The 25,354-nt window shown below is 65.3% G+C and carries 27 protein-coding genes; 12 read left to right on the forward strand and 15 right to left on the reverse strand.

The annotated features are described in order from the left end of the window. Positions 1–12 precede the first annotated feature (12 nt). Together J2X67_RS18770 and J2X67_RS18775 are read right to left on the reverse strand one after the other, a co-directional pair. The gene (locus J2X67_RS18770) at positions 13–690 is read right to left on the reverse strand and encodes a protein-L-isoaspartate O-methyltransferase (RefSeq protein ID WP_309955225.1); all 678 of its coding nucleotides are present in this window, start codon (positions 688–690) and stop codon (positions 13–15) included. Between the two features lie 90 nt (positions 691–780). Beyond that, the gene (locus J2X67_RS18775; protein WP_309955227.1) at positions 781–1,458 is read right to left on the reverse strand and encodes a TetR/AcrR family transcriptional regulator; all 678 of its coding nucleotides are present in this window, start codon (positions 1,456–1,458) and stop codon (positions 781–783) included. Positions 1,459–1,571: 113 nt separating this feature from the next. Between J2X67_RS18775 and J2X67_RS18780 the strand changes: the two genes are divergently transcribed. The 3 genes from J2X67_RS18780 to J2X67_RS18790 all read left to right on the forward strand — a co-directional run bounded on the left by J2X67_RS18780 (position 1,572) and on the right by J2X67_RS18790 (position 5,172). Continuing rightward, positions 1,572–1,967 (forward strand): hypothetical protein, encoded by a 396-nt coding sequence (locus tag J2X67_RS18780; RefSeq protein ID WP_309955229.1) that lies wholly within the window; start codon positions 1,572–1,574, stop codon positions 1,965–1,967. A gap of 80 nt (positions 1,968–2,047) precedes the next feature. Beyond that, on the forward strand, positions 2,048–4,132 hold the full coding sequence (locus J2X67_RS18785; RefSeq protein ID WP_309955231.1) for a TonB-dependent receptor: 2,085 nt from the start codon (positions 2,048–2,050) through the stop codon (positions 4,130–4,132). Positions 4,133–4,221: 89 nt separating this feature from the next. Continuing rightward, on the forward strand, positions 4,222–5,172 hold the full coding sequence (locus J2X67_RS18790) for an AEC family transporter (RefSeq protein WP_309955232.1): 951 nt from the start codon (positions 4,222–4,224) through the stop codon (positions 5,170–5,172). Positions 5,173–5,274: 102 nt separating this feature from the next. Here the strand turns inward: J2X67_RS18790 and J2X67_RS18795 are convergent, their stop codons facing one another. After that, the gene (locus J2X67_RS18795) at positions 5,275–5,637 is read right to left on the reverse strand and encodes a hypothetical protein (RefSeq protein ID WP_309955234.1); all 363 of its coding nucleotides are present in this window, start codon (positions 5,635–5,637) and stop codon (positions 5,275–5,277) included. Positions 5,638–5,655: 18 nt separating this feature from the next. On the opposite strand from J2X67_RS18795, the gene J2X67_RS18800 reads away from it, so the two are divergent. Continuing rightward, positions 5,656–6,864 carry an OmpA family protein gene (locus tag J2X67_RS18800; protein ID WP_309955236.1) on the forward strand — a complete coding sequence of 403 codons (1,209 nt, stop codon included), beginning with the start codon at positions 5,656–5,658 and terminating at the stop codon, positions 6,862–6,864. 6 nt (positions 6,865–6,870) lie between these two features. Here the strand turns inward: J2X67_RS18800 and pdxH are convergent, their stop codons facing one another. Next, positions 6,871–7,542 (reverse strand): pyridoxamine 5'-phosphate oxidase, encoded by a 672-nt coding sequence (gene pdxH / locus J2X67_RS18805; protein WP_309955238.1) that lies wholly within the window; start codon positions 7,540–7,542, stop codon positions 6,871–6,873. A gap of 36 nt (positions 7,543–7,578) precedes the next feature. On the opposite strand from pdxH, the gene J2X67_RS18810 reads away from it, so the two are divergent. Beyond that, the gene (locus J2X67_RS18810) at positions 7,579–8,151 is read left to right on the forward strand and encodes a nucleotidyltransferase family protein (RefSeq protein WP_309955240.1); all 573 of its coding nucleotides are present in this window, start codon (positions 7,579–7,581) and stop codon (positions 8,149–8,151) included. An 8-nt stretch (positions 8,152–8,159) separates the two neighbouring features. Here J2X67_RS18810 and J2X67_RS18815 read toward each other — a convergent pair whose 3' ends face one another. Beyond that, entirely contained in the window at positions 8,160–8,702 is a 543-nt protein-coding gene (locus tag J2X67_RS18815; protein WP_309955242.1) for a superoxide dismutase family protein, read from the reverse strand. Further along, on the reverse strand, positions 8,699–9,538 hold the full coding sequence (locus tag J2X67_RS18820) for a gamma-glutamylcyclotransferase (protein WP_309955244.1): 840 nt from the start codon (positions 9,536–9,538) through the stop codon (positions 8,699–8,701). Before J2X67_RS18820 ends, J2X67_RS18815 begins: the two co-directional genes overlap by 4 nt. 45 nt (positions 9,539–9,583) lie before the next feature. On the opposite strand from J2X67_RS18820, the gene J2X67_RS18825 reads away from it, so the two are divergent. The 4 genes from J2X67_RS18825 to J2X67_RS18840 all read left to right on the forward strand — a co-directional run bounded on the left by J2X67_RS18825 (position 9,584) and on the right by J2X67_RS18840 (position 13,503). After that, a complete protein-coding gene (locus J2X67_RS18825) occupies positions 9,584–10,138 on the forward strand; it encodes an OmpA family protein (protein ID WP_309955246.1) in 555 nt (184 codons plus the stop codon). Positions 10,139–10,310: 172 nt separating this feature from the next. Further along, the gene (gene edd, locus J2X67_RS18830; protein WP_309955248.1) at positions 10,311–12,137 is read left to right on the forward strand and encodes a phosphogluconate dehydratase; all 1,827 of its coding nucleotides are present in this window, start codon (positions 10,311–10,313) and stop codon (positions 12,135–12,137) included. Further along, a complete protein-coding gene (gene eda / locus J2X67_RS18835; RefSeq protein ID WP_309955250.1) occupies positions 12,128–12,772 on the forward strand; it encodes a bifunctional 4-hydroxy-2-oxoglutarate aldolase/2-dehydro-3-deoxy-phosphogluconate aldolase in 645 nt (214 codons plus the stop codon). Before edd ends, eda begins: the two co-directional genes overlap by 10 nt. Before the next feature lie 2 nt (positions 12,773–12,774). Next, on the forward strand, positions 12,775–13,503 hold the full coding sequence (locus tag J2X67_RS18840) for a haloacid dehalogenase type II (RefSeq protein WP_309955252.1): 729 nt from the start codon (positions 12,775–12,777) through the stop codon (positions 13,501–13,503). A 6-nt stretch (positions 13,504–13,509) separates the two neighbouring features. On the opposite strand, the gene J2X67_RS18845 is transcribed toward J2X67_RS18840, so the two are convergent. From J2X67_RS18845 to J2X67_RS18885, 9 genes are all read right to left on the reverse strand, one after another. Then, complete coding sequence (locus J2X67_RS18845; protein ID WP_309955254.1) at positions 13,510–14,571, reverse strand: acyltransferase; 1,062 nt, start codon at positions 14,569–14,571, stop codon at positions 13,510–13,512. Then, complete coding sequence (locus J2X67_RS18850) at positions 14,568–15,782, reverse strand: hypothetical protein (RefSeq protein WP_309955256.1); 1,215 nt, start codon at positions 15,780–15,782, stop codon at positions 14,568–14,570. The genes J2X67_RS18845 and J2X67_RS18850 overlap by 4 nt, the downstream gene beginning before the upstream one ends. A 271-nt stretch (positions 15,783–16,053) precedes the next feature. Further along, a complete protein-coding gene (gene gloA, locus J2X67_RS18855; RefSeq protein ID WP_309955258.1) occupies positions 16,054–16,494 on the reverse strand; it encodes a lactoylglutathione lyase in 441 nt (146 codons plus the stop codon). Positions 16,495–16,538: 44 nt separating this feature from the next. Continuing rightward, positions 16,539–17,216 (reverse strand): glutathione S-transferase family protein, encoded by a 678-nt coding sequence (locus J2X67_RS18860; RefSeq protein ID WP_309955260.1) that lies wholly within the window; start codon positions 17,214–17,216, stop codon positions 16,539–16,541. Positions 17,217–17,315: 99 nt separating this feature from the next. Then, complete coding sequence (locus J2X67_RS18865; RefSeq protein WP_309955262.1) at positions 17,316–17,999, reverse strand: ABC transporter ATP-binding protein; 684 nt, start codon at positions 17,997–17,999, stop codon at positions 17,316–17,318. Continuing rightward, positions 17,996–19,660, reverse strand: coding sequence for an iron ABC transporter permease (locus tag J2X67_RS18870; RefSeq protein WP_309955264.1), 1,665 nt, complete (start codon positions 19,658–19,660; stop codon positions 17,996–17,998). Before J2X67_RS18870 ends, J2X67_RS18865 begins: the two co-directional genes overlap by 4 nt. A 25-nt stretch (positions 19,661–19,685) precedes the next feature. Next, positions 19,686–20,747: a Fe(3+) ABC transporter substrate-binding protein gene (locus tag J2X67_RS18875; protein ID WP_309955266.1), complete on the reverse strand. Its 1,062-nt coding sequence runs from the start codon at positions 20,745–20,747 to the stop codon at positions 19,686–19,688. 131 nt (positions 20,748–20,878) lie between these two features. After that, positions 20,879–21,571, reverse strand: a complete 693-nt coding sequence (locus J2X67_RS18880) for a nitroreductase (RefSeq protein ID WP_309955268.1) — start codon at positions 21,569–21,571, stop codon at positions 20,879–20,881. A gap of 42 nt (positions 21,572–21,613) precedes the next feature. Next, positions 21,614–22,159, reverse strand: coding sequence for a PaaI family thioesterase (locus J2X67_RS18885; RefSeq protein ID WP_309955270.1), 546 nt, complete (start codon positions 22,157–22,159; stop codon positions 21,614–21,616). A gap of 52 nt (positions 22,160–22,211) precedes the next feature. On the opposite strand from J2X67_RS18885, the gene J2X67_RS18890 reads away from it, so the two are divergent. Genes J2X67_RS18890 through J2X67_RS18900 form a run of 3 tightly spaced genes read left to right on the forward strand, consistent with a single transcriptional unit; the run spans position 22,212 to position 25,349 of the window. Next, entirely contained in the window at positions 22,212–22,715 is a 504-nt protein-coding gene (locus tag J2X67_RS18890; RefSeq protein ID WP_309955272.1) for a MarR family winged helix-turn-helix transcriptional regulator, read from the forward strand. After that, positions 22,708–23,943 carry an MFS transporter gene (locus J2X67_RS18895; protein WP_309955274.1) on the forward strand — a complete coding sequence of 412 codons (1,236 nt, stop codon included), beginning with the start codon at positions 22,708–22,710 and terminating at the stop codon, positions 23,941–23,943. Before J2X67_RS18890 ends, J2X67_RS18895 begins: the two co-directional genes overlap by 8 nt. Beyond that, the gene (locus J2X67_RS18900) at positions 23,940–25,349 is read left to right on the forward strand and encodes an MATE family efflux transporter (RefSeq protein ID WP_309955276.1); all 1,410 of its coding nucleotides are present in this window, start codon (positions 23,940–23,942) and stop codon (positions 25,347–25,349) included. Before J2X67_RS18895 ends, J2X67_RS18900 begins: the two co-directional genes overlap by 4 nt. Positions 25,350–25,354 lie beyond the last annotated feature (5 nt).

The raw sequence follows: 25,354 nt of genomic DNA on the forward strand, positions 1-25,354 counted from the left end.
CGAAACGTCCGTTCAGAACGAGAAGCGCGAAGGCTCGGGAAAGTTGAGCAGCCGCGGTGCCACGGTGTCCCACGGCTGGATGGTGTCCCACTTGCTTTCGCTGGTGCGGGTTACGAAGTGCGCGCGCATCATGGGTTCTTCGCCGACGATGGCGGCCAGGCGGCCACCCACCTTGAGCGAGCCGAGCAGGTTCTGCGGAATGCGGGCGACCGAACCGCTGAGCACGATCACGTCGAAGCTCGGACCGCTTGGCAGCGGCACGGCGCCGTCGGCATTGCGCACTTCCACATTGGCAACGCCGTTCTGGCGCAGCGTTTCGGCGGCGCGGGCGGCCAGCACGGGGTCGATTTCGAGCGACAGCACCTGGGCTGCGCGATGGGCGAGCAGGGCGGCCATGAAGCCCGACCCGGTGCCGACCTCGAGCACCGACTCGTGCTTTTGCACGTGAAGGTCTTGCAGCATGCGTGCCTCGACCTTGGGCGAGAGCATCACCTGGCCGGGCACGGAGCCGTCGCCCAGCGGAATTTCCATGTCGAAGAAAGCCAGGCCGCGATGCGCGGGCGGTACGTAGTCTTCGCGCCGGATGGCAGCCAACAGGTCGAGGATTTCGAGGTCCAGCACATCCCAGGGCCGGATCTGCTGCTCGATCATGTTGAAGCGCAAGCGCTCGAGGGTGGGTGTCGGGTTCATTGGGGGCTTTTCCTTGTGGGGCTCAGGACAAACCTTCAATTTTAGGTTGCGCCGCGCCCGCTCGCGAAAGCCCGGCCATCCACGCACGCTTCATGCCGCGGCCTCCGGACGGCGAGTGAGCCCATAAAGCACGGTCTCGGCCTGGGTGGCGAGATACTTTTCGGGGTCGAGCGAGGTGTCTTCGTCCACACACACCATGGCCGAGTGCTTCCACAGCATCAGGAAGACCATGGGCGCCACCACGCCGTAGATGGCATGGTCGATGTCGACCGGCGCGAATTCGCCCCGGTCGATGCCCCGCTGCAGAATGCGCCGCAGCAGCGCGTGGCCTGGCCGGATCACTTCTTGCCGGTAGAACTCCGCCAGATCCGGAAAGTTGGCGCCTTCGCTCATCATGAGCTTGGTCAGGCCCGAAGCCTTGGTCATGCCGACCCGCTCCCACCAGACGCGCATGCAATAGCGCAGCATGTCGGCCGAGGTGCCCTCGAAGGTTTCGAATTCTTCGTTCCACTCGGAGAACCGGCCGCTGAGGTTTTCGACCACCACGGCCTTGAAGAGCTCTTCCTTGCTTGGAAAATAAAGAAAGAGCGTGCCCTTCGATACCCCCGCGCGCGCCGCGACTTCCTCGGAGCGGGTGGCGGCAAAGCCTTTTTCGACGAACAGATCGAGCGCCGCCGCCAGCAACTCGCCGGGGCGCGCCTCCTTGCGGCGCTCGCGTTTGGAGCGCACCGGGCAGATCTTGTCGACAAAGGAACGGGGGCTGGGCATAAGATTAATGACTCGCGGGTTAGTAATGTAGTGAACGCTATCGGGCCCGTCAAGCCGCGACAATATCGGGTTCGTTTTTTTCCTGTTTACCCCGTTTTCAACGCCCTTTCCCTGTGCACGCCGCCAGCCAAGCTCCACACCGGTCGATCCTGTCGACCCGCGCGATCGCCGTTGCGCTGGTGGTCGCACTGTGGTTCGCGGGCACACTGGGGCTGATCCACCGCACGCTGCACGTGCCGGGGCTGGGGCAGGCGAGCTCTGCCGCGCAGACCGTCCATGCCGACGCCGCGGGCAAGCACGCCCACGGAATCGCCAGCCTGTTCGGCGACCATTCCGATGCCGAGTGCCGGCTGTACGACCAGTTGTCGCATGGCCCGGGCGCCTTGGGCGTTCCCATGGTGGTGTTGCCGGTGCTGCTGCCATCGGCCACCTTTGCCTATCTCCAGGGCGAGGCCATCGCCCGCTGGGTTGCGCTTTTCGACGCGCGCGGCCCACCTTCCACTCGCTGAATCCCTTCTTGTTCCGGTTGCTGCACCGCGCTTTTCTGCGGTCGCGGCAGATCGTCCATTGATTCAACGAGTGCCCATTCATGATTCCCAATTTCCGTCGCAACGCCATCGGCGCTGCCATTTTTTTGCTGGCTTCCTTCGCAGCCATGGCCCAGGCGCAACCCGCCGAGGCGCCCGCGGCCTCGCTGCCTGAAATTGCCGTTACCGGCAATCCGCTGGGCGCGGCCGACCTGATTGCGCCCACAACCACGCTCTCGGGCGACAAGCTCCTGATGCGCTCCGAATCGACGCTCGGCGAAACGCTCAACAACCTGCCCGGCGTGAGCAGCAGCTACTTCGGTCCCAACGCTAGCCGGCCGATCATTCGCGGCCTGGACGGCGACCGCATCCGCATCCTGCAGAACGGCGGCGGTGCGCCCGACGCTTCTGCGTTGAGCTACGACCACGCGGTGCCGGTCGATTCGCTGGTGACCGACCGCGTCGAAGTGCTGCGCGGCCCGTCGGCGCTGCAGTACGGCGGCAGCGCCGTGGGCGGTGTGGTCAACGTCATCGACAACCGCATTCCGACAGAGCCGGTCAACGGCTTCGGCGGCCGGGCCGACCTGGGTTTTTCGAGCGGCAACAAGGAGAAGAACGGCGGCGTGGTGCTCGAGGGCGGCAACGACCGCTTTGCGCTGCACGTCGATGCGTTCAACCGCGACTCCAAGGACGTGTCGGCGCCCATCGACCTGGAATGCACGAAACCCGGCCGTCCGACGCTGGCGCGCAAGATCTGCAACTCGGCCAACGAGGCGCACGGCGGTGCAATCGGCGGCACGCTGTTCTTTGACCAGGGATGGATCGGTGCCTCGGCCAGCACCTACCGCAGCAACTACGGCACCGTGGCCGAAGACGACGTGACCATCGGCATGAAGTCCGACCGCTATGCCATCGAAGGCGAATGGCGCCCGGGCGGCATCATCAGCAGCGTTCACGCCAAGCTCAGCCACACCGACTATCGCCACACCGAATTCGAAGGCGGAGAGGCCGGCACCACGTTCTCGAACATGAGCAACGACCTGCGCATCGAGGCGCGCCACCGGAAGATCGGCAACCTCGAGGGCCTGGTCGGTTTCAGCAGCGAGACCAACCGCTTTGCCGCGGACGGTGCAGAGGCGTTTGCGCCGCACAGCCGCACGCGCTCCAATGCGCTGTTCATGTATGAAGAGCTCGGCACCTCGTGGGGCCGGTTGAGCTTTGGCGCGCGCACCGAGAAGGTCCGCATCACGTCGCTCGGCTACCCGGACGATCCGACCGTGACGCGTTTTGCGGTTGGCGAGCGCACCTTCAACCCGCACAGCGCGGCCCTGGGCGCGCTGGTGAACCTGACGCCGCAGTGGCAGCTCACCTCGAACCTGGCCTACACCGAGCGGGCGCCGAAGGACTACGAGCTGCTTGCCAACGGCCCGCACGTGGCAACGGCCGCATGGGAGGTCGGCAACCCGAACCTCGACAAGGAAAAGTCGACCGGATTCGACCTGGGTGCGCAATGGAAGTCGGGCGCCAACACGGCCCGGGTCAACGCGTACGTCACGCGCTTTCGCAACTACATCGGCCTGACGGCATCGGGCCGAACGCTCGACGAAGAGGGCCAGGTGGTCACCGACCCGGAGGCGACCGACACGCTGGCCGAGTACCTCTACAGCGGTGTGCGCGCGCGGTTCACCGGCATCGAAGCCAACGGCAACCTGCGCCTGCTGGGAACCGACGGCTTTGCGCGCTCGGCCGACGGCTCGACGCTCGACCTGGAGTGGCGCGGCGACATCGTGCGGGCCAGGAACCTCGACACCGGCGAGCCGCTGCCGCGCATTGCGCCACTGCGGCTGGGGGCCACGCTGGCCTATGGCAACGGCCCCTGGGGTGCGCGCCTGGGCTTCGACTACAACGCGGCGCAGCGCCGGGTGCCGAGCGTGGGTGCGCGCGAGACCGACTCCTACACGCTGTGGAATGCCGCCGTTACCTACCGCATGAAGGTGCAGCGTGCCAACCTCACCTGGTATGCGCGTGTCGACAACATCACCAACAAGCTGGGCTACAGCCCGACGTCGATCCTGACGACCACGGTGTACCCCAACGCGCCGCTGCCCGGCCGTTCGCTGAAGGTCGGCCTGCGCGTGACGTTCTGACCTGAAGCCCAGGGAGCCTGCCCTTCCCTGAAAGCAAAGGGAAGGGAAGGGCAGGCGGGCTGAGCGGACCCTCGGCTATCCTCGGCGGGGTGAACGCGTTCGTTATTTCTTCGCTGCTGCCGGTCGTCGTCCTGATCGCAGCAGGCTACCTGGCAGGCCGGCGCCGCTGGATCGGCGGCAACGCCGTCAAGGACCTTTCCAACCTGATCTTCCTGCTGCTTGCGCCTGCGCTGCTGTTCCGCGCAATGAGCACGGTGCACGTGGAAGAACTGAGCCTGAAGCCCGTGGCCGCCTATTTCATTGCGTCGGGCCTGCTCTTCGCTGCAACGCTGGCGCTGCGCGGCTTCAACCACACGGCTGCCGTCATTGCTCTTGCCAATACCTACAGCAACACCGTGATGATCGGCATCGTGCTGGTCGGCCTTGCTTATGGCGACCAGGGCATGGTGGTGCTGCTCACGCTGATCTCGCTGCACTCGCTGGTGCTTCTGACGAGCGCCACCGTGGTGCTTGAACTGGCCGTGGCGCGCGAGCACGCGGTGGTGAGCGGCGAAGAGAAGCGTTCCATGGCGCGCACCGTGCTGCGGGCACTGCGCAACGCCATCATCCACCCGGTGCCGCTGCCGATCATCGCGGGGCTGCTATTTGCCCAGACGGGGCTTGCGATGCCCGACTTTCTCGGCAAGCCGATCATGCTGCTCGGGCAGGCCTTCGGCCCGGTGGCGCTCGTGATGGTGGGCATCACGCTCGCACTGACGCCCATCGGCCGGCACTGGCGCGGTGCCACGGTGCAAGCCTTGGTAAAGAACCTGCTGCATCCGCTGCTCGTGGCCGGCATCGGCTGGTTGCTGGGCGTACGCGGCATTCCGCTCACCGTGATGGTGGTGGCGGCGGCGCTGCCCATCGGCGCCAATGTCTTTCTGTTTTCGCAGCGCTACCGCACGGCCGAAGACCTGGTAACGGCCAGCGTTGCGGTGTCGACGGTGCTTGCGCTGGCCACGCTCACGCTGGTAATGACGCTGGTGCAGTGGCTTCCCTGAAGCTTCAGTAGCCCCCCGCGGGCACCCTATGCCGTTCGGCAGGGTGGCCATTTGGCGAGATGGCGAGCAGCGCCTGCCGCTCTACATTTGCCGGCTGATGATTTACCAGGTGCGGTCTTCGCCGTTTTCCGCCATGGCGCCGATCGCGATGGCGGTTGCGCTGTGCTGTTGTGCCGCGTTTGCTTCCACGGCCGCGGCAGATACCAAGCCGTGCAGAACGCCGTGTCTTTCGGCCGGTGTGCCGCGGGAAGCGGCGCCGCCGCCGGCAGCCAAGCCGGCCGAGACCAGGCCGGCTGCGGCAGCGCGGCCCAGTGCCAGGCCGCAGGCGGTTGCAGTGGCCGCGCAGCCGCTGCCAGTGCCGGAGGTGGAGAGGCCCGCGGCCCCCAAAAAGCCGCCACTCTCCAGGCGCTGCAGCGAAATCAACATGCGAGCAGCGGTGGGGGAGCCGCTGTCGGACGAAGACATGAAGATCTTGAGGAGTCAATGCTGATGATGAAGCCCACCCATGCGATCACAGCCGCGCTGCGCGTGCTCGCGCTTTGCGCCGCGGCACTGTCCGTTGCGTGCGCGCACCGGCCCGCACCGGGCAACGCCATGCCTTTCGACCAAGCCGTCAACCAGGCAGTGGACGACCTGATCGTGCAGACGCAGAAGCTGCCCGCGTTCCTGGCCAAGGTGGAGTCGACCATCAAGCAGAGCCGCATCGTGATCGACCCGCTGCTCGAGGGTTCGAGCGGACAGCAGACCGAAGTAACGCGCGTGGCCGAGCAGCGGGTGGTGCAGCGCATGCAGTCGCAGTTCAAGCAGTTCACCGTCACTCCCTTCAACAGCGCCGAGATCGAGCGCGCGCAATATGTGCTGAACGGCACGCTGGTGCGCGACAAGGATGCGGCTGACGGGCGCTACCGCCTGAACCTCGCGCTGACTGAAATCAGGAGCGGCATGGTCATCGCGCAATCGGTGGCGCGCATCAGCGATCCCACGCTCGACACGCGGCCCACGGCCTTCTTTCGGGACAGCCCGGTGAACGGCAAGGACCGTGGTGTGGAAGGCTACATTCGCACCGCCGAAACACAGCCAGGCCAGGCCGCCGACGCGCTGTACCTGGAGCGCCTGCCCACGTCGACCGTGCTGCAGGAAGCCACCGCCGCCTACGAGGCCGGCCGCATGAGCGAAGCCCTCGGCCGCTACGAAGCCGCATCGCGCCGGCCCGACGGCCAGCAGCTGCGCATCTACAGCGGCCTTTACCTCACGCAGGCGCATCTGGGCCGCACGGCTGATGCAGAAAAAACCTTTGGCACCCTTGCGCGGCTCGGGCTGGAAACCAACAACCTGAGTGTGAAATTCCTGTTCAAGCCGGGCTCGACCGACTTCCTGGCCGACCCGAAGATCAGCGCCGCCTACCCGATGTGGCTGCGGCAGATTGCGCGCCAGGCCGCGCAGATCGATTCATGCGTCGTGGTCACCGGCCACACGAGCCGCACCGGCCCGGAGGCGGTCAACGAGCGCCTGTCGCTGCAGCGCGCGGTGAGCGTGAAAACGCGGCTTGTGGGCGAGGCGCCGCCGCTTTCCAGAAAACTGCGTGAATCGGGCATGGGATTCCGCGAGAACATCGTGGGCACGGGCGCAGACGACGCGAGCGATGCGCTCGACCGCCGCGTCGAATTCAAGGTCGCGCCCTGCGAGGCCTGAAGAGGCTCAGGGCGCCAGCCGTTCGCGCACCCAGCCCTCGCCTTCGAGCCGGTAACGCAGGCGGTCGTGCAGGCGGCTCTTGCGGCCCTGCCAGAACTCCCAACGATCGGGCACGAGCCGGTATCCGCCCCAATGCGGCGGGCGCGGAGGCGATAGCAAGTGCTTGGCGGCGGTCACGGCGGCATTCTTTACCAGCACGTCCCGGCCACTGATCACTTCGCTTTGCGGGCTGGCCCAGGCGCCGATGCGCGAGTCGAGCGGGCGGCTCGCAAAGTAGGCATCGCTTTCTTCGGCGCTGGTTTTTTCGACACGGCCTTCGATGCGCACCACGCGTTCGAGCTCGACCCAATGGAACTGCAATGCCGCATACGGGTTGCCCGACAACTCGCGGCCCTTGCGGCTTTCGTAGTTGGTGTACCAGACGATGCCGCGCGCGTCGTAGCCCTTGATGAGCACGATGCGGCTCGAGGGCCGCAGGTCGCTTGCCACGGTGCACAGGGTCATTGCATTGGGCTCGGGCACCTGGGCGTCGATGGCTTCGCCAAGCCAGCGCGCGAACTGCTTCAGCGGGTCGTCGGCGCTGTGGGCTTCGCCGAGTTCGGCCCGCTCGTAGCTTTTGCGCAGCGCGGCCAACGTTTCGTTGGTTGGGGAAGAGGTCATGCCGACATTGTTGCGCATGCTTGCCTGGAGCCATTCCGCGCCCATACTCAGCCCATGGCAACAAAGGCTGATTCTCCCTTGGTGATCGTGCTGGCTTCAGGCCGGGGCGAGCGTTTCAACGCGGCTGGCGGCGTGGGCTCCAAGCTGCACGCGCTGCTCGCGGGCAAGCCGTTACTGGAGCGAACGCTGGACGCCGTTCGCGCCAGCGGCCTGCCATGGCGCCTTGAAGACGCCGGGCATCCGGGCATGGGCGATTCGATTGCTGCCGCGGTGCGGGCCACGCCCGACGCTGCCGGCTGGCTGATCTTGCCGGGCGATCTGCCGCTGGTGCGCCCTGAAACACTGCGCGCGGTTGCAGGCGCACTCACCGGCCGCACTTGCGCGGCGCAGCCCCAATACAAGGGCGAGCGCGGCCACCCGGTGGGTTTTGCAGCCGGATGCCGTACGCAACTGGCGGCCCTGCAAGGAAATTTTGGCGCGGCGCCCATCCTCAAGGCGATGCGCGCCATCGATGCGGTCGCCGACCTTGTGGTGGACGATATCGGGATCGTGACCGACATCGATACACCGGAAGCCCTGGCGCACGCCGAAGCCCTTTGGCGGGAGCGCTCGGCGGGTTCGGCCTGAGGGCTCGATCAGTTCCGCGCAATCACCGCGCATGCGGTGCGCGGGCCGGAGTTGCCGGCTGGCTGGGTCGTGAAATCGTCGCGGTCGCGGTGAACGACCAGCGCGCGGCCCACCACGTTGTTTGCGGCGCCTTCGGTCAGAGAAATCGAGTGGATGTCGACACGAAAGCGCGCCACGCCGCTGGCGTCGGCCACAAGGCTCGGGAGCTCGCCGGCATGGCTGCCAGGCGCTGCGAACTTGCCGTGCGTACCGCCGGCGGGGTTGAAGTGGCCACCCGAGGCGTTGCCGTTGTCACCGCAGTCGCCCTTTTCATGGATGTGAAAACCGTGTTCGCTGCCCGGCGCCAGGCCGCGCACTTCGCCCGCCACGCGCACACCGTGGTCGAGCGCGGTGAAGGTCACCGTGCCGCGCGTCGGGTTGGGCGAAATCGCCGCGGTGGGCATCAGTTCGGCGGCCGCACCCGGCTTGCCGCCCATCATGCCGCCGCAGGCCGAAAGAAGGGCGCTGGCGAGAAGGGCTGTGCCGGTGGCGATCGAGAGACGATGGTTCATGGTTTTTCCTTGGACTGTCCGGATGATTGTTGGGAAGAAAAAGAACGCGAAGAAGATTTCTTGTCCTCAGACCCCGGAACGTATACCGGAGGAGCGAGTGTCCCGCAATCAGACGCCGCGCCGGATTGCGCCTGCTGCGCTTGCCGGTCCTCCTGTTCTTGTTGTTCCTGCTGTTCTTGCCTCTCGTGCGCCAGCGCAACGAGCCGGGCCAGCGCCGCGTCGTGGATCGAGTGGCGGCGCAGTTCCAGCAGGGTCTGGCGCGCATAGTCGAGCGAGCTGCCGTACCGGCCGACTGCGTGGGTAAAGATGTGGCGATAGCGCTCGTCGCTGAGTTCGCCCGTGAAATTGGGGCTGCGCCTGGAGAGCGTGAAGGCCAGCGCGCGCACCGGGCCTTCGGGCGTGATGCACTTGAGCCACTTCGGGTCGTACACGCCCGTCGGCATTTCGCGCAGCCAGAGCCTGCGAAGCGTTTCGAGGCCTTGCGCTGCCGGCACCCGGAACACCATGCCGCGGCAACTGCCGCCCGAGAGCAGGCCAAACACAAGGCCCGGCGTCTGCACGCTGCCGCGGTTGATGCGGCTCCACATCTTCAGCGCGCGATGCCAGCCATGCACCCAGGCAAAGCGCCGTTCGGCAAAATCGAATTCGGGGCGCCATATGAGCGAGCCGTAGCCGAAGAGCCACAGGTCCTCGCGGCCGCCCCAATCGGCAATGGCCTTTTCGAGCATGGGCTGCGGGTCGCGCAACGGCCGGGGCATCGGGTCCAGCCCCGGCGGCCCGGGGTCGGGTGCGGGGCCCGACGGGCCGGCGCCTACAATTTGGCGATCATGGTTCACCGCACCATTATTTACCGACCTCTTCCTTACGGAGCACGCAGACCCATGAATGAAGACGAAAGCCAGCAAAAGTTCGCCCTCGGATTTCTCCTGATACTGATTGCGCTGGTGATCTCCTTCGTACTGGGCATTGCGTTCTGGCACAAGGGCAAGAACACGGCTGCAAAGGCCAAGCCCGCAACCGTCGCTGTAGCCGCGGCACCGGCCAAGCCGGCCCCGGCAACCACTGTGGCCGAGGTCACCGAAACAGTGACTGTCGTGATCCCCGACGGTGCCAGCATTCGCGTGGCCGACGGCGTGGTCAACTTCTATTTCGCGACCGGCAGCGCCGATCTCGCACCCGGCGCCGCCGAGGCGCTGGCTGCTGTCATCAAGGGCGTGGAAAGCGGGCGGAAGGCGGTGGTTTCGGGCTTTCATGACACCACGGGCGACGCGGCCATCAACGAGCAGCTTGCCAAGAAGCGCGCCGAGACAATCCGCGACGTGCTGGTGGGCCTGGGTGTTCCGGCCAGCAAGGTCGACCTGCAAAAGCCCGCGGTAACGGCGGGTTCGGGCAACAACGCCGAGGCGCGCCGCGTCGAAGTCAAGCTCATCGATTGAGCGCTCTCCGCGCCAATCGGCATGCGGATGTAAATGCAGATGTAAATGCGTATTGCCGGAAGGCCGTTTTCGATCGGCCTCTGTCTTGCTGTCTTGGTACTATTCACTTCCAAGTCGAAGGTCGCAAAAGTGACATTGGCCAGATGCCGGCAGCGCGACCGAATACATCCCCATGAGCACACATTCCACCGTCCTTGACGTTACCGCTCGCATTCGCGAACGCAGCCGGGGCCCGCGCAGCGCGTACCTCGAGCGCCTGACCGAAATCCGCAACCGCGACCGCGGCTCCGACCGCATGGGCTGCGCCAATGTGGCGCACGCCGTGGCCGGCATTCCGGCCAACGACAAGTTCAGGGTGGTGACCGAGCGCGCGCCCAACATCGGCATCGTCACCGCATACAACGACATGCTCTCGGCCCACGCGCCATACCAGGGCTACCCCGACATCATCAAGAACGAGGCGCGAAGCCTTGGCGCCACGGCGCAGGTGGCCGGCGGCGTGCCCGCCATGTGCGACGGCGTGACCCAGGGTACGCCCGGCATGGAACTGAGCCTCTTCAGCCGCGACGTGATCGCCATGGGCACTGCAGTGGCGCTCACCCACGACATGTTCGACGGCGCGCTGCTGCTGGGCGTGTGCGACAAGATCGTGCCGGGCCTCCTGATCGGCGCGCTGCATTTTGGGCACCTGCCCACGGTGTTCGTGCCCGCAGGGCCCATGCCTTCCGGCCTGTCGAACGGTGAAAAATCCAAGGTGCGCGAGCAGGCCGCGCAAGGGCTGGTCGGCCGGCAGGGCCTGCTCGACGCCGAGATGGCGGCCTATCACACGGTGGGCACCTGCACCTTCTACGGCACCGCCAACAGCAACCAGATGCTGCTCGAGGCCATGGGCCTGCACGTACCCGGCACTGCGTTCATCCAGCCCGGCGATGCCATGCGAGAAACGCTCACGCGCGAGGCCGTTCGCACGGTACTCGGCCGCGCGAGCGAAGCAAAATTCAATTGCCCGCCCATCGGCGAAGTTGTGGATGAGCGCTGCATCGTCAATGCCATGGTCGCGCTGCTGGCAACGGGTGGCTCCACCAACCACCTGATCCACTGGGTGGCGGTGGCACGCTCGGCGGGCATCGTGATCGACTGGGACGACTTCTCGCGCCTCTCCGACGTCATTCCGCTGCTGACGCGCGTGTACCCCAACGGCAGTGCCGACGTGAATGCCTTCCAGGCTGCGGGCGGCCCCGGCTTTGTGATTGGCGAGCTGCTCGATGCAGGCCTGATGCATGCCGACGTGCTGACCGTGCGCGCCGGCGGCATCCGCGAATTTTCGAATGTGCCCTCCATGGCCGACGACAAGCGCCTGGTCTGGCAACCCGCCGCGCCTTCAAAGGACGAATCCGTCGCACGGCCGGTGGAGAGCCCCTTCAGCGCCACCGGCGGCCTGAAGCTGCTCAACGGCAATCTGGGGCGCAGTGTGATCAAGGTTTCTTCCGTGCCCGATGACCGCCACGTGATCGAAGCGCCCGCGCGCGTTTTCGATTCGCAGGCCGCGCTGCAGCAGGCCTTTACCGCCGGCGAGCTCGAGCGCGACGTGGTGTGCGTGGTGCGTTGGCAGGGGCCGCAGGCCAACGGCATGCCAGAGCTGCACAAGCTCACGCCGCCGCTTTCGGTGCTCCAGGGCAAGGGCTTCCGCGTGGCGCTGGTCACCGACGGCCGCATGAGCGGTGCATCGGGCAAGGTGCCGGCCGCAATTCACGTCTCGCCCGAAGCTGCTGCGGGCGGCCCACTTGCCAAGGTGCGCGACGGCGATGTCATACGCCTGGATGCTGTGGCGGGTACCCTTGCGGTGCTGGTGCCCGATGACGAATGGGCCGAACGCGAGATTGCCAGGCTGCCCGAAGCCAAGCGCATTGCAGACGGCCATGGTCTTGGCCGAGAACTGTTCGCCGGCATGCGGCGCAACGCATTGACTGCTGAAGAAGGAGCCTGCTCATGGCTATAGACAACAACAAACTCACCGCACTCGACGTCATGCGCGATGCGCCGGTCATTCCGGTCATCGTGCTGAACGACGTGAAACATGCCATTCCGCTGGCGCGCGCGCTGGTGGCCGGCGGCATCCGCATGCTCGAAGTGACGCTGCGCACGCCGCAGGCGCTCGAATGCATCGAAGCCATCGCCAAGGACGTGCCTGAGGCGGTGGCCGGAGCGGGCACCATTCGCAGCGCCGCCGATGCTCAGGCCTCGGCGCTGGCCGGTGCCAAGTTCGGCGTAAGCCCGGGCTACACGCGGGCCGTGGGCAAGGCCTGTCACGACCTTGGCTTGCCGCTGCTGCCCGGCGTGGCTACCGGCAGCGAGATCATGACGGCGCAGGAAGACGGCTACACAGAGCTCAAGTTCTTTCCCGCGCTGCAGGCGGGCGGCCTGCCCATGCTCAAGGCTTGGCAAGGGCCGTTCGGCGACGTCACTTTCTGCCCCACCGGCGGTATTCACGCGGGCAACGCGGCCGAGTTTCTTGCGCTCTCGAATGTGGCTTGCGTGGGCGGCTCGTGGATCGTGCCGACCGACGCAATCCGCGAAGGCAACTGGGCATTGATCGAGCAGCTGGCACGCGCCGCGAGCCAACTGCAACGCTGACCATGCGCGCGGATTTTGACGCGAGCGACCTGAAGGTCATCGCGTTCGACGTTTTCGGCACCGTGGTCGATTGGCACAGCGGCGTTGCCGCCGAAGCCGAGCTTGCGTTGCCGGGCGTCGACGGCGCTACCTTCGCGCTGGCCTGGCGTGCCGGCTACCAGCCCGCCATGAAATCCGTGATGGAGCGCATTGCAGCGGGCGAGGGCGGCTTCACGCTGCTCGACGAGCTGCACCTGAGCATGCTCGAACAGGTGCTGCACGACTTCGGCCTGACGGAGCAGCTCGACACCGCCGCCAAGCGCCACCTGAGCCGCGCCTGGCACCGGCTGCCCGCCTGGCCCGATGCGGTTGAAGGGCTCACGCGCCTGAAGAAAAAGTTCACTATCTGCACGCTGTCGAACGGCAACATCGGCCTGCTCACCGAGATGGCCAAGCGCGCCGGCCTGCCGTGGGACTGTGTGCTCTCGGCTGAAGTGTTCAAGGCCTACAAACCCGATCCGCGCACCTACCTTGGGGTGGCGGGCGTGTTCGACGCGACGCCGGGTCAGGTCATGCTGGCAGCGGCGCACCACGACGATCTTGCCGCGGCACGCGTGTGCGGCCTGAAGACCGCCTACATCGAACGGCCCCATGAATACGGCCGTGCGCAGCCCAAGGACGTTTCGCCGAACGCAGAGAACAATCTGCACGCGCGCGACATCAATCAGCTGGCCGATCTGCTGGGCTGCTGATTCGTATCACCTGGCTCTGGCTGCGCCCAGAGATTTCGCGGACTTGATCATCCCTCGCATCATTTGCGTGAGCGGAAACTCCACAAACTTGTAGACCATGTGCGAAGCGGCAACGGCCGCAACGCCGACCGCAGCGGAAATGGCGAGTATCTGCACCGGCGACGAAATGCCGAGCAGCTTTACCGCAATGGGAATGCCGACCAGGATGAACGGATGGAAAAGGTACAGCGAATAGGAGCTGTCTCCGATTGCCAGCACCGTGCGCCTTCTTTTCCAGAATGATCCGAGCAAGATGATTCCGATGAACATCATGGCCGAGGGGATTGCCAGCGCAAACCCTCTCAGCTGGCCGCCGCCGAGACCCCGGGAAATTGCAACATAGGCAAGAAAAGCCCCCGCAATGGCGAGCACGATGCCTACGGGAATGTTCTGCCGAAACACTCCCTTCTTGAACGCGACGCCGACTGCCACGCCGAATGCAAATTCGACGAACAGCGAAAAATTGATGACCTTGGGATCGACGTCGAGCAGCAGCCCTGCGAATGAGCCCGCCGCCAGTATCAGGCACGCAACGTATGCACTCTTGCGGTTGGCCGTAGGCAGCGCAACAAGGGCCCAGAGTGCGTAGAAGATGATTTCGTAGGTGAGCGTCCAGCCGTTGTTCACCAGGTAGGGCGCGGTGGTGGGCCACAAGAAAAACGACGCGGCAATATCTGTTGCCTGCTGTGCGTTGCTGTTGATCAGGTTCGGCTTGTAGATGAGAACAAGCAATGCCAGCAACGAGAGCCCCCAGTAAAGCGGAAACACCCGCACGATCCGCTTTTCCATGAACTCCGCGTGCGTCATCGTCTTGTTGGCGGTCACAAAATAGATGATGAAGCCGCTGATCATGAAGAAGATGTCGACCCCGACGATTCCAAAGTCGAACAACGGAATCGCGCCGCCGGAGAGCGCATGCGATTTTTGTGCGATGTGGTGCACCACGACCAGGAGAGCGGCAATGCCTCTTCCCGCCTGGATGGATTCGACGTACTGGGGCTGGTCGACCGCAATGGATTGAGACTTCACGAAATGCGATCCTGCTGAATGGCGCCAACCAGGGCTGGCGAACCGGAAGGGGTGGCCGGACTGCTGTTGCTGCTGCTGCGCCTCAGCCGCTTTTCGATGCCCAGCTCGGCTTTCTGCAGCAGCGCCATGGCAGAAAAAACAAGTGGACTCACAATGGCGAAGTGGCGCGCAAATGAGCCGAAGTCGGGCTCGAATACGCCTTCAATGATGAGAAATGCCAAAGGCGCCAAGGCAATCTTGCCGGCCTGGATGACCTTCTTATTGTCTGACTTGGCGCTCTTGACGATGACTTTCACCATCCAGATGAACGTGAAAGGCATGATCGAAATAAACGCGAGTTGGCTTACCGAACCGAAGCGCAAGAGCTCGAGCGGAAATGCCAGCCTGAAGAATGTGATGGTCGCATTGAGCGCTTGAAGCAATGCGTTGTCCGAAGCAATGACAGCCTCGATCACGGTGCGCGATCCTTCGGCGCCAACTTCTCTGTTTTCGTTGACGGCCAGCCGTGCAAAGTCGAGCGTGACGCCCAATGCAATCTGAAAGGTCAGCGCAAGTGCAACGTAAACCAGAACGATGATGACGAGCAGCCTGAATACGGTGAGCTGCTTTCTTATGAGCCTCAGCCCAAACCACACCGCGCTGACCAGCAGCCAGTACTTTCTGACCACCCAGCCGTAAATCGTTGCCGACAAAAACCACGTGAGCCCGAACCATGCTTGCCGTGCAGCCATGACCGAGACGAGCACCACGGCGGCGGACAGCATGTCCTTGGAAAGTACCGACAGGAAAATTGCCCTGATGACGCCCCAGGCCAGCGATGCGAGAAATACGCCAAGGGGTATGCGGGCGAACTGGAAGACCGGTATCAAGGTGAGCGACACGCTCAGCAGCGCGCCTGCCAGTGGCGCCGTGCCGGCGCTCAAGCCAATCGATTCGAGCAGGAACGCGCTGCAGGCGTAGGAGTTTCTTTCCTCGATGGTGGTCGAGGTCAGCTGGCACGCATCGGCGCCGAAAAAGCTCAGCAGCGTGTCTTCGTCCGGAAAGATCTGGGCCGCCGTGTCGTGGTACGCAAACGGAATGGCCCCAACGACGAGCGCGGCGAATAGAAATACGATGAGCGAGATTGCCGGATCGATGGCCTTGCCGCGTATGCTTAAACTGGTCAAATTCGTTCCGCTTAGAAGAAAGCGCTCATTTGGAAGACGGGGCAAAAATTAACGGGGCATTTCAATGCTTTTGAACTGCTCACTGCGTTCAAGCATGAAAGTTCTTGTTGCAAATTCGGGCGTCTGAAGCGTTTAGCATTAACGCTTCTGGCCAAGGAACAGCAGCAAAGAATATGCCGGTCGCCCCTTCGAAGGCGGCTATTTTGTCTCGTTAATTTGCCTGCGCATTCCACGCGCCGCCGTTTCTTACGGTTGCTTGCAACCTGGCGGCGATTGGCCCGGCCCGGCGACCGAGCCAACCTGGCGTGCGCCCCGGCTACGGTGCGCGCAAAGCGTCTGCAGCGGCTCCTGGCTTTTCGCCGTTGGCCTTCGACTTGTCCTGGATCAATTCGACCTTGTAGCCGTCCGGATCGGTCACGAACGCGATGACGGTGCTGCCGCCTTTCACGGGGCCGGCTTCGCGCGTTACGTTGCCGCCGGCCGCCTTGATTTTTTCGCAAGCCGCATACGCGTCGGGCACGCCGAGCGCAATGTGGCCGTAGGCCGTACCGGGCTCGTAGCTTTCGGTGCCCCAGTTGTAGGTGAGTTCGATCTCTGCCTGGTCGGGGTTGCCATTGCCGTAGCCGACAAAGGCAAGGCTGTACTTGTACTCGGGGTTCTCGGATGTGCGCAGCAGGTTCATGCCCAGCACCTTCGTGTAGAAGTCGATCGAACGCTGGAGATTGCCGACGCGCAGCATGGTGTGGAGAAGTCGCATCTCGTGGGTGCCTGTTCGTTGTGGGAAGACTTCGATTGTCGGTTTTACGCGAGCGTGAGCAAGTGGGCCTCGTGCTTCTGCAGAAATTCGCGAAGATGCTGCGGATACTCCGGCACCACGGCGCTGCGTACGCTGGGCCGGGCGGCGAGAGCCTTGCGCCACGCATTCACCTTGGGCAGGGCATCGAAGATGTGCGAGTTGCTGATCTCGTCGAACACTTCGAAGTAGCGAAAGACCGGTGCAAAGACTGCATCGACAAGGCTGAAGTTTTCTCCGGCGAAGTACAGGCCTTTGCCCAGCGCCGCTTCGACGCGCTCGAACTTGGCGGCCAGTGCGAGGCGCTTCTGTTCGAACACTTCGCCGTCGCGCGTGGTCTCGTAGCCCCACAGGTCGCCCAGAACGGCCGAGCCGAATTCCATCCACGCGCGATGCTCGGCGCGGGTGAGCGGGTCTTCAGGGTGCAGGCGCGGGCCGGGCTGGGTCTCTTCGAGGTATTCGCAGATCACGTTGCTCTCGAACAGCACGGCTTCGCTGCCGTTTGGCCGTTCAAGGCGCAGCAGCGGAACCTTGCCGAGCGGTGAGATCGCAATGAACCAGTCGGGCTTGTTCGCAAGGTCGATCACCACGCGCTCGAAAGGAACATTTTTCTCGGCGAGGGCAATGGCTGCGCGCTGCACATACGGGCACAGCAGGTGGCTGACGAGGGTAAGGGGCTTGGCCATGGGGTGTTTCGAAAAAAATAGGTATGTGGGAGCGCCGCATTCTTGCGATCCCGAACAACCTTTTCCCGAAAAGCCCATTCGCCGAACGGGCGCCTTGTGCTATTTGGCGGCGTCCACCCAGTGGGTAATGCGGCCTGCGTGCATCACGCCGATGCGGTCTGCCATGGCGTGGGCTTCGGCGTCGTTGTGGGTGACCAGTATTGCCGTTTGCCCGGCGCGCTTGAGAATGCCGCGCACCTCTGCGGTCAGGCGTTCGCGCGTGCCGCCGTCGAGGTTGGAAAAGGGTTCGTCCAGCAGCAGCAGGGCGGGCGAGGGCGCCAGCGCGCGTGCCAGGGCAATGCGTTGCTGCTGGCCGCCCGAGAGTTCGTGTGGAAAGCGTTCACCGGCGTCGGCCAGGCCGACGAGCGAAAGCATTTCGGCCGTGCGCGACTGCTGCTGCGCACGACCCAGGCGGCGCAGCCCGAAAGCCACGTTCCGGCTTGCCGACAGGTGCGGAAACAGCGCGTACTCCTGAAACATCATGCCCACGCGCCGTTGCTCCGGCGGCAGGTGCGCCTGGGTCGAAGACAGCAGCACGTCGCCCAGCCGGATGGTGCCGGCGCGCAAGGGCTCAAAGCCGGCGATGGCGCGCAGCACGGTCGTCTTGCCGCAGCCCGAAGGGCCGAACAGGCAGGCTATTTCTCCCGCGGGCAGCGAAAGAGAAAAGTCGTTCACCACGGTGTGCAGACCGCGCGGTGTTTCGTAGGCGAGCTGGATCGACTCGATGGAAAGGGGAGAACTCATGTCTTGTCCGGGCCGGGCAAGGCCGACGGCGTGCCCAGTTGATTGCGCGCCAGCAGCACGACCGGCAGCAGGCCGGCCGCGACGATGGCCAGCGCCGCAATGGCGCCTTCTTCGTAGGTGCCGCGGGCGGCTTCGGCGTAGAGCCACGTGGCCAGGGTGTCGAAATTGGCGGGCCGCAGCAGCAGTGTGGCCGGCAGCTCTTTCATTGCATCGACAAAAACCAGCAGCGCGCCCGTGGCAATGGCGGGCTGCAGAAGCGGCAGATGCACCCGGCGCAGCGTGCCGCCAGTGGTTTCGCCCAGCAGCCGCGAAGCCTGTTCGATGGCGGGCGGAATGCGGGCCAGCCCAGCTTCGATTCCCCCCACCGGCATGGCAAGAAAGCGAATGGCGCAAGCCACCACCAGCACGACGCCCGCGCCCATGAGCGGCAAACCCCGCAGGCCCAGCACGTTGGCTAATGCGGCGTCGAACGCCAGTGCGGGCGTGAGCAGGCCAATGGCAAGAACGGTGCCGGGCACTGCATAGCCCAGCGTGGCAACGCGTGCTTGCCAGCGCGCGCGATTGGGGCTCGAGCCTTGGCTGCGCGCCGCCCAGGCCACGACCAACCCCGCGGCAACCGCCACCACGGTAACGCCCGCGGCCAGCGCCAGCGTATTACCCAGGCTCGCGAGCAGCGCTTGCGACACGCCGCCGCCCAGGCGCAGCCGCTTGGCGCTTTCCCACACGAGGTAGAGAGCAGGCGCCACGAAGCCGAGCAGCACCGGCAGTGCGGCAATGGCAGTGGCTAGCCATGCAGCCCCGCCGTGCAGGCGTCGCGGCTGCATGGGGCGCATGCGCTGCGCAGAGCCGAATCGCTGGTGCTGGCGCCCGTTGCGTTCGAGCCAGACCAGCGCCACCACCACGAACAGCATGGCACAGGCAATCTGCGCCGCGCCGGCCAGGTCGGAGCGCGTGATCCACGTGGTGTAGACAGCGACCGTGAGCGTGTTCACGCCCAGGAATTCGGAGGCGCCGATGTCATTGAGCGTTTCGAGCAGTGCAAGGCTCAGGCCCACTGCAAGCGCGGGCCGCGCGAGCGGCAGTGCCACGCGAAAGAACGCGCCCCGCCGGCTTTCGCCCAGCGTGCGTGCCGCTTCCATCAAGTGGGCGGGCTGCGTCATGAACATGGCGCGCGCGGTCATGTAGACGTAGGGGTAGAGCACGAAGCCCAGCACGAAGATGGCCCCCGGCATCGAGCGCAGGTCGGGGAGGCGAAACTGGCGCGGGCTGTCGAAGCCCAATGCCCAGCGGATCGCACCCTGCACCGGGCCTATAGGGTGCAGCAGGTCGAGATATGCGAAGGCGACGATGTAGGTTGGCATTGCAAGCGGCAGCAGCAACGCCCAATGCAGTACGCGCCGCCCCGGAAAGTCGCACGCCGTAACGAGCCACGCGCAGCCGGTGCCTATCGACAGCACCAGTGCACCGACACCTGCAAGCAGCACGGCCGTGTTGAGGGCCGCCTGCGGCAGCACGTGCGCGAACAGCGGCCCCCAGTGCGCCACGCCGGAGCCGAACGCAAGCCATGCGAGCGTGAGCACCGGCGCAAGCACGCCGACCGCAATTGCAAACGAAGCGCTGCGCCACAGCGGGCCCGCCGCGTGCAGGCCACCGAAACTCATGCGCGAAACCGCGGGCCGAGCAACATTACTGGTCGAACCCGACCTTGTCGACCAGCGCGCTGGCTTGCTTGCGGTACTTGGCAATCTCGGTGAGCGGCAGCGGGTCGACCTTCAGCTCGCCGATGGTCTCGCCAATGATCGGATCGAGCGCCACACCCTTGCGCACCGGGTATTCATAGTTGGCCTGCGCGTACAGCGACTGCGCCGGCTCTGACACCAGGAACTCGAGCAGCTTGACCGCGTTGGCGCGCTGGGGCGCGTTCTTCGCGACAGCCGCGCCGCTGATGTTGACGTGCGTGCCGCCGCTCTTGCTGCTGGCAAAGGTCGGGCGGATCACCTTGATGGCGTCGCCCCACTTGCGCGCGTCGGTGCCTTCCTTGGCGCTCTTCATCTGGCCGACGTAGTAGGAGTTGGCAAGGCCAACGTCGCAGATGCCGCCCAGAATGTCGCGCGCCACGTCGCGGTCGCCGCCGGTCGCCTTGCGGGCCAGGTTGGCCTTGACGCCGCGCAGCCATTGTTCGGTCTTGGCTTCGCCTTCATGCGCGATCATCGATGCGATCAGCGCCGTGTTGTAGGGGTGCTGGCCCGCGCGGATGCAGACCTTGCCCTTCCACTTCGGGTTGGCCAGGTCTTCATAGCGGAAGCTGGTGAGCGGCTGGTTCTTGTCGGCGTAGAGCACGCGCGCGCGCAGCGAAAGCGCAAACCACTGCCCGTCGGCCCCACGCAGGTTGGCTGGAATGGCCGAGTCGAGCGCGGCCGATTTCACCGGCTGCGTCACGCCGCCGTCCACCAGGTCCATCAGGTTGCCGATGTCCACCGTCATCAGCACGTCGGCCGGAGAGCGTGCGCCTTCGGCCTTGACGCGCTCAAGCAGGCCGTCTTTCACGAACACGGTGTTCACCTTGATGTTCGTCTGCGTGCTGAAGGCGGTGATCAGCGGCTGGATCAATGCGGGTTCACGCGTTGTATAGAGCGTGAGCTCGTCGTTGGCGGCATAGGCCGGCAGGGCGGCAGCGGCCAGCCAGGCGGCGGAGACGCCAAGCAGTGCGCGGGCGGCGCGGCCTTGAACGCCGAGGCGGTCGGTCATGAAAGATCCTCCAGGTGCAAAGACGTGAGTCGATAAAGCATCGCAGCCACGTGGCTGCGATGAGAATCATTATCACTGTCCCTGGCGGCCTTTACGTCCTTGCACTTACAAGATGCACGGGCTCATGCGGGTCAATCGACCCACTGGCAGGCTTGGTGTGGCGTTGCCCGCGTGGTGCGAAAGCGATTGGCCGGATGCGACGGATCTTCGTAGCCGAATGAAATGCCGCAGACGATCTGCCGGTCGTTCGGAATGTCGAACCAGCGATGCAGGAACTTTGCGCGCGATGCAATGGCCGCCTGCGCGATGCTGGCCACGCCAAGACTGCGCGCCGCCAGCATGAAGTTGCCGACATAGGCGCCGCAATCCACCGCGCCATAGGTGCCGAGCAGCGCATCGGTGGTGATGAGTGCCACATGCGGTGCTCCAAAGAACCTGAAGTTCTCCTTTGCCTGCCGCGCCGAAGCCTCGCGGTCGCCGCGCACGATGCCCACGCTTTCATACAACTGAAAACCGCATTCGCGTCGCCGCTCCTGGTACACGCCGCGGTATTCCGCCGGAGGCGCGATGTCGAACGCTGCATCTTCCGCGGCTTCGTCGGAGTCGAAGGCCTGGCGCAGCCGCTCGGTGGCTTCGGCACTGGTCACGATGACCTGCCACGGCTGCGAGTTGCACCATGACGCAGTGCGCTGCGCCAGCTGCAGGATGGCGTCGATGGTTTCGCGCGCAACGGGTTCCGCTAGGTAGGCGCGGCAGCTGTACCTGTCGGTAAGCAGGGTGTTGAGAGCTGGCGCGAGGGCGGGGTCTTGAGGTGTGGAGGGCATGGTTGCGGCCGCGGCTTACCGCGGCATGGTTGCAGCCGCGGCTTACCGCGGCGGAGGAACCTCGAACACGAGGCAGGTGGTGGTGGCGTGGGCATACAGCGTGCCGTCCGCCCCGAAGAGCCGCGCCTCGGCGGTGGCCAACTGCCGGCCGCAATGAATGACCTTGCCTTCGGCGCGAACCCGCTGCACCTTGGGCGTGAGGCCCTTCACGTAGTTCACGCCCAGTTCGGCTGTCGTATAGGCACGGCCCGGCGGCATCATGGTGTGAACCGAGCAGCCCAGCGCCGAATCGAGCAGCGTAGCAACCCAGCCGCCATGAATGGTGCCGAGCGGATTCAAATGCTGCGGCAGCGGCCTGCCCTGGAACACCGCCACGCCGGGGCTCACCGACAGAAGCGTGAAGTCGAGCGTCTTGGCGATGGCGGCGTAAGGAATTTCACCGTTCAGCATGGCCAGCATTACCTCGAGCCCGGTCTTGCCGGCAATCTGCTCGGGCCGGGCCAGTCCGGGGCCTGGGCCCGCTTCAAGGCGCTCGACAACCCGGCGTTCTTCAGCGATCCAGGTGTCGATGGCGTGGGGCTCGGTCATGCAATAACTCCGTGATAGTTGTAGGTGCAATTATTGTAGCTACAATAAAAAGATGAACACCGCCCTGAAGCCTCGCTCTCCCCAGGTCAAACCGCAGGGATGTACCAATTTCCGCCTGCGCCGGCTCTCCAGGGTGGCGTCGCGCCTTTATGACGCGCACGTTGCGCCCAGCGGGCTCAAGACCACGCAGTATTCGCTGCTCTCGCACGTGCTGCATTTCGGGCCCCTGCGTCCGGTGGACCTGGCGCGCGAGATGAACGTGGACGCTTCGACGCTCACGCGCAATCTCAAGCCTATGCTGGCCGCGGGCTTCCTGGTGCAGACGGAAGGCCCCGATGCGCGTAGCCGCATGCTGGCAATTACCGACGCCGGCCGCGAGAAGCGCGCCGAGGCGCAGCGCCTGTGGCATGGCGCGCAACTGGCGCTCAACGACATTCTCGGCACGGAGCGCGTGCTGGCGCTGCATGCCCTTCTCGACGAAAGCCTGGAATTGCTGCAGCGCGCAGGCCTGGGCGATGGACAGCCCGAAGAACCGACAGGAGCCCGCGATGAATGAAACTGTTCTGCGGCGCCATGCGCTGTGGCTCGTGCTGCTGGCGGCTGCCGGCGCTTTTGCGCTCACGATGGGCGTGCGCCAGACGATGGGCCTCTTTCTCTCGGCGCTCAACACCTCTACCGCGCTCGGCATTGGCAGCATCAGCCTTGCGTTCGCTTTCGGGCAGCTTTGGTGGGGGCTCACGCAGCCTTTCGCCGGCGCCGTGGCCGATCGCATCGGAACCGGTCGCGTGGTGCTCATCGGCGTGCTGCTGGTGGCCATCGGCACGCTGATCACGCCGCTCATGACGACCACCGCGGGCCTGATCTTCGCCATTGGCGTGCTCGCGGCGGGCGGTGCCGGCATGGCGGGCCCTTCGGTGTTGATGGCCGCGACCACGCGCCTTGTGCCGCCTAACAAGCGCGGCCTGGCCACCGGCATGGTGAATGCCGGCGGCTCCTTCGGACAGTTTGCAATGGCGCCGATTGCCGTTGGCCTGACGGCGGCCGTGGGCTGGGCCGGCGCCATGCAGTGGCTCGGCGTGCTGGTGTTGCTGGCGCTGCCGGCTGCATGGGTGCTCAAGGGCAATTCGAACGCGATGGCTGCGGCCTCGGCGGCGGCGTCGGGCACCAGGCCATTGAGTGCGCGCGAGGCCATCGGCCAGGCGCTCGCGACGCCCAGCTACCGCTACCTGAGCCTGGGCTTCCTGGTATGCGGCTTTCACGTGGCCTTCCTTGCCACGCACTTGCCCGGCGTCGTGGCGGCCTGTGGCCTGCCGCCCGAAGTCGGCGGCTGGGCGCTCGCAATGATCGGGCTCTTCAACATTGTCGGCAGCCTTGCCATGGGCTGGGCCGTGGGACGCTGGCGCATGAAGTCGCTGCTGTCGCTGGTCTATGCCACGCGCGGCATCGCCGTGCTGGTGTTTCTGCTGGCACCTAAGACGACGGTGGTGATGCTGGTGTTCGCCGCGGTGATGGGTGTGACCTTCCTGTCGACGGTGCCGCCCACCGCCGGGCTGGTCGCCAAGATGTTCGGGCCGGCCAACATGGCAATGCTGTTCGGCATCGTGATGCTGGCGCACCAGGTCGGTGGCTTCCTGGGTGCGTTCCTGGGTGGCTATGTGTTCCAGGCCACCGGCAACTACGACATCGTCTGGTACATCGACATTGCGCTTGCGGCCGGCGCCGCGCTGGTGCACCTGCCGATCCGCGAAGCGCGGCTCGTGCGTTCCAAGCTGGCGGCGGCATGAGCCAGGAACTCGATCCGCGCACCCGCCGGCTGCTCGAAGCACCCATCGTGCCCACGCTACTGCGCCTGGCCGCGCCCAATGTGCTCGTCATGGTGGCGCAGGCTTCCGTCGGGCTCATCGAAACCTACTTCGTCGGCAAGCTGGGCACCAACGCGCTTGCGGGCATGGCGCTGGTGTTCCCCATCGTCATGCTGATGCAGATGACCTCGAGCGGCGCGATGGGAGGGGGCATCGCGTCGTCCATTGCGCGAGCGCTCGGGGCGCGCCGCCGCGACGATGCAGATGCATTGGTGTGGCATGCGGTCGTCATTGCCATCAGCTTCGGCCTGCTCTTCTCGCTGGCGCTGCTGACCGGCGGACGCTGGCTGTACACAGTCATGGGCGGTACCGGCGCCTCGCTCGAGGCGGCCCTCACTTATTCGAACTGGGTGTTTGCAGGTGCGGTGCTGGTGTGGCTCTTCAACTCACTCTCCGCCATCATTCGCGGCACCGGCAATATGGCCGTGCCGGCGAACGTAACCGTGGCGGGTGTCGTTTTTCTCATTCCCGCATCGCCGCTGTTGATCTTCGGCTGGGGGCCGCTGCCGGGCATGGGCATTGCGGGTGGTGCGATGGCGCTGCTGCTGTACTACCTGCTGGGCTCGGTGGCGCTCATCGTCTATTTGCGCTCGCCGCGCAGCCTGCTGCGCCCGACCCTTGCAGCGCTGAAGCTGCGCTGGCCGCTGTTCCGCAACATCCTGGGCATCGGGCTCGTCGGTGCGGTGTCGACCGTGGCAACCAATCTGTCGATCGGCATTGCGACCGCCTTGACGGGCCATTTCGGCTCGGTTGCGCTGGCGGGCTACGGCACTGCTTCGCGGCTCGAATACCTGCTCGTGCCGCTGGTGTTCGGCCTTGGCGCACCCCTGGTCGCGATGGTCGGCACCTGCATGGGGGCCGGGCAGCGCGAGCGTGCGCTGCGGGCCACATGGGCCGGTGCCGCACTCGCTTTTGCACTCACCGAAACCATAGGGCTCGCCGCGGCTCTGTTTCCGCGGCCGTGGCTGCTGCTGTTCGGCAACGACCCCGCAATGCTCGAAACCGGCGCGCACTACTTGCGCGTTGTTGGGCCGCTCTACGGCTTCTTCGGCGTGGGATTGGTGCTGTACTTTGCTTCGCAGGGAGCAGGGCGCCTGCTGTGGCCGGTGCTCGGCAACATGGCGCGCTTGGCCGTGGCGGGCATCGGCGGTTGGCTGGCGCTGCGATGGAGCGGCGGCCTGACCGGCGTGTTCGCTGCGCAAGGCGTGGCACTGGTGGTGTACGGCATCGTCATTGCGTCGGCCATTGCGGGCGGCGCATGGTTCGGCCGCGTCGGTTGGCCGCGCTCGCCCAGCGGACTGTTGCGCCGCGTGGCGGCGCAAGCCTGAGCCGG

It is taken from the genome of Variovorax sp. 3319, assembly GCF_031456585.1.
Classification (GTDB): Bacteria; Pseudomonadota; Gammaproteobacteria; order Burkholderiales; family Burkholderiaceae_C; genus Variovorax; species Variovorax paradoxus_P.

Coding starts and splice junctions, on each gene's coding strand:
- J2X67_RS18770 (WP_309955225.1), bottom strand. CDS start 690: ATGAACCCGACACCCACCCTCGAGCGCTTGCGCTTCAACATGATCGAG.
- J2X67_RS18775 (WP_309955227.1), bottom strand. CDS start 1,458: ATGCCCAGCCCCCGTTCCTTTGTCGACAAGATCTGCCCGGTGCGCTCC.
- J2X67_RS18785 (WP_309955231.1), top strand. CDS start 2,048: ATGATTCCCAATTTCCGTCGCAACGCCATCGGCGCTGCCATTTTTTTG.
- J2X67_RS18795 (WP_309955234.1), bottom strand. CDS start 5,637: ATGTCTTCGTCCGACAGCGGCTCCCCCACCGCTGCTCGCATGTTGATT.
- J2X67_RS18800 (WP_309955236.1), top strand. CDS start 5,656: ATGCTGATGATGAAGCCCACCCATGCGATCACAGCCGCGCTGCGCGTG.
- pdxH (WP_309955238.1), bottom strand. CDS start 7,542: ATGCGCAACAATGTCGGCATGACCTCTTCCCCAACCAACGAAACGTTG.
- J2X67_RS18810 (WP_309955240.1), top strand. CDS start 7,579: ATGGCAACAAAGGCTGATTCTCCCTTGGTGATCGTGCTGGCTTCAGGC.
- J2X67_RS18815 (WP_309955242.1), bottom strand. CDS start 8,702: ATGAACCATCGTCTCTCGATCGCCACCGGCACAGCCCTTCTCGCCAGC.
- J2X67_RS18825 (WP_309955246.1), top strand. CDS start 9,584: ATGAATGAAGACGAAAGCCAGCAAAAGTTCGCCCTCGGATTTCTCCTG.
- edd (WP_309955248.1), top strand. CDS start 10,311: ATGAGCACACATTCCACCGTCCTTGACGTTACCGCTCGCATTCGCGAA.
- eda (WP_309955250.1), top strand. CDS start 12,128: ATGGCTATAGACAACAACAAACTCACCGCACTCGACGTCATGCGCGAT.
- J2X67_RS18840 (WP_309955252.1), top strand. CDS start 12,775: ATGCGCGCGGATTTTGACGCGAGCGACCTGAAGGTCATCGCGTTCGAC.
- gloA (WP_309955258.1), bottom strand. CDS start 16,494: ATGCGACTTCTCCACACCATGCTGCGCGTCGGCAATCTCCAGCGTTCG.
- J2X67_RS18860 (WP_309955260.1), bottom strand. CDS start 17,216: ATGGCCAAGCCCCTTACCCTCGTCAGCCACCTGCTGTGCCCGTATGTG.
- J2X67_RS18865 (WP_309955262.1), bottom strand. CDS start 17,999: ATGAGTTCTCCCCTTTCCATCGAGTCGATCCAGCTCGCCTACGAAACA.
- J2X67_RS18870 (WP_309955264.1), bottom strand. CDS start 19,660: ATGAGTTTCGGTGGCCTGCACGCGGCGGGCCCGCTGTGGCGCAGCGCT.
- J2X67_RS18875 (WP_309955266.1), bottom strand. CDS start 20,747: ATGACCGACCGCCTCGGCGTTCAAGGCCGCGCCGCCCGCGCACTGCTT.
- J2X67_RS18880 (WP_309955268.1), bottom strand. CDS start 21,571: ATGCCCTCCACACCTCAAGACCCCGCCCTCGCGCCAGCTCTCAACACC.
- J2X67_RS18885 (WP_309955270.1), bottom strand. CDS start 22,159: ATGACCGAGCCCCACGCCATCGACACCTGGATCGCTGAAGAACGCCGG.
- J2X67_RS18890 (WP_309955272.1), top strand. CDS start 22,212: ATGAACACCGCCCTGAAGCCTCGCTCTCCCCAGGTCAAACCGCAGGGA.
- J2X67_RS18895 (WP_309955274.1), top strand. CDS start 22,708: ATGAATGAAACTGTTCTGCGGCGCCATGCGCTGTGGCTCGTGCTGCTG.
- J2X67_RS18900 (WP_309955276.1), top strand. CDS start 23,940: ATGAGCCAGGAACTCGATCCGCGCACCCGCCGGCTGCTCGAAGCACCC.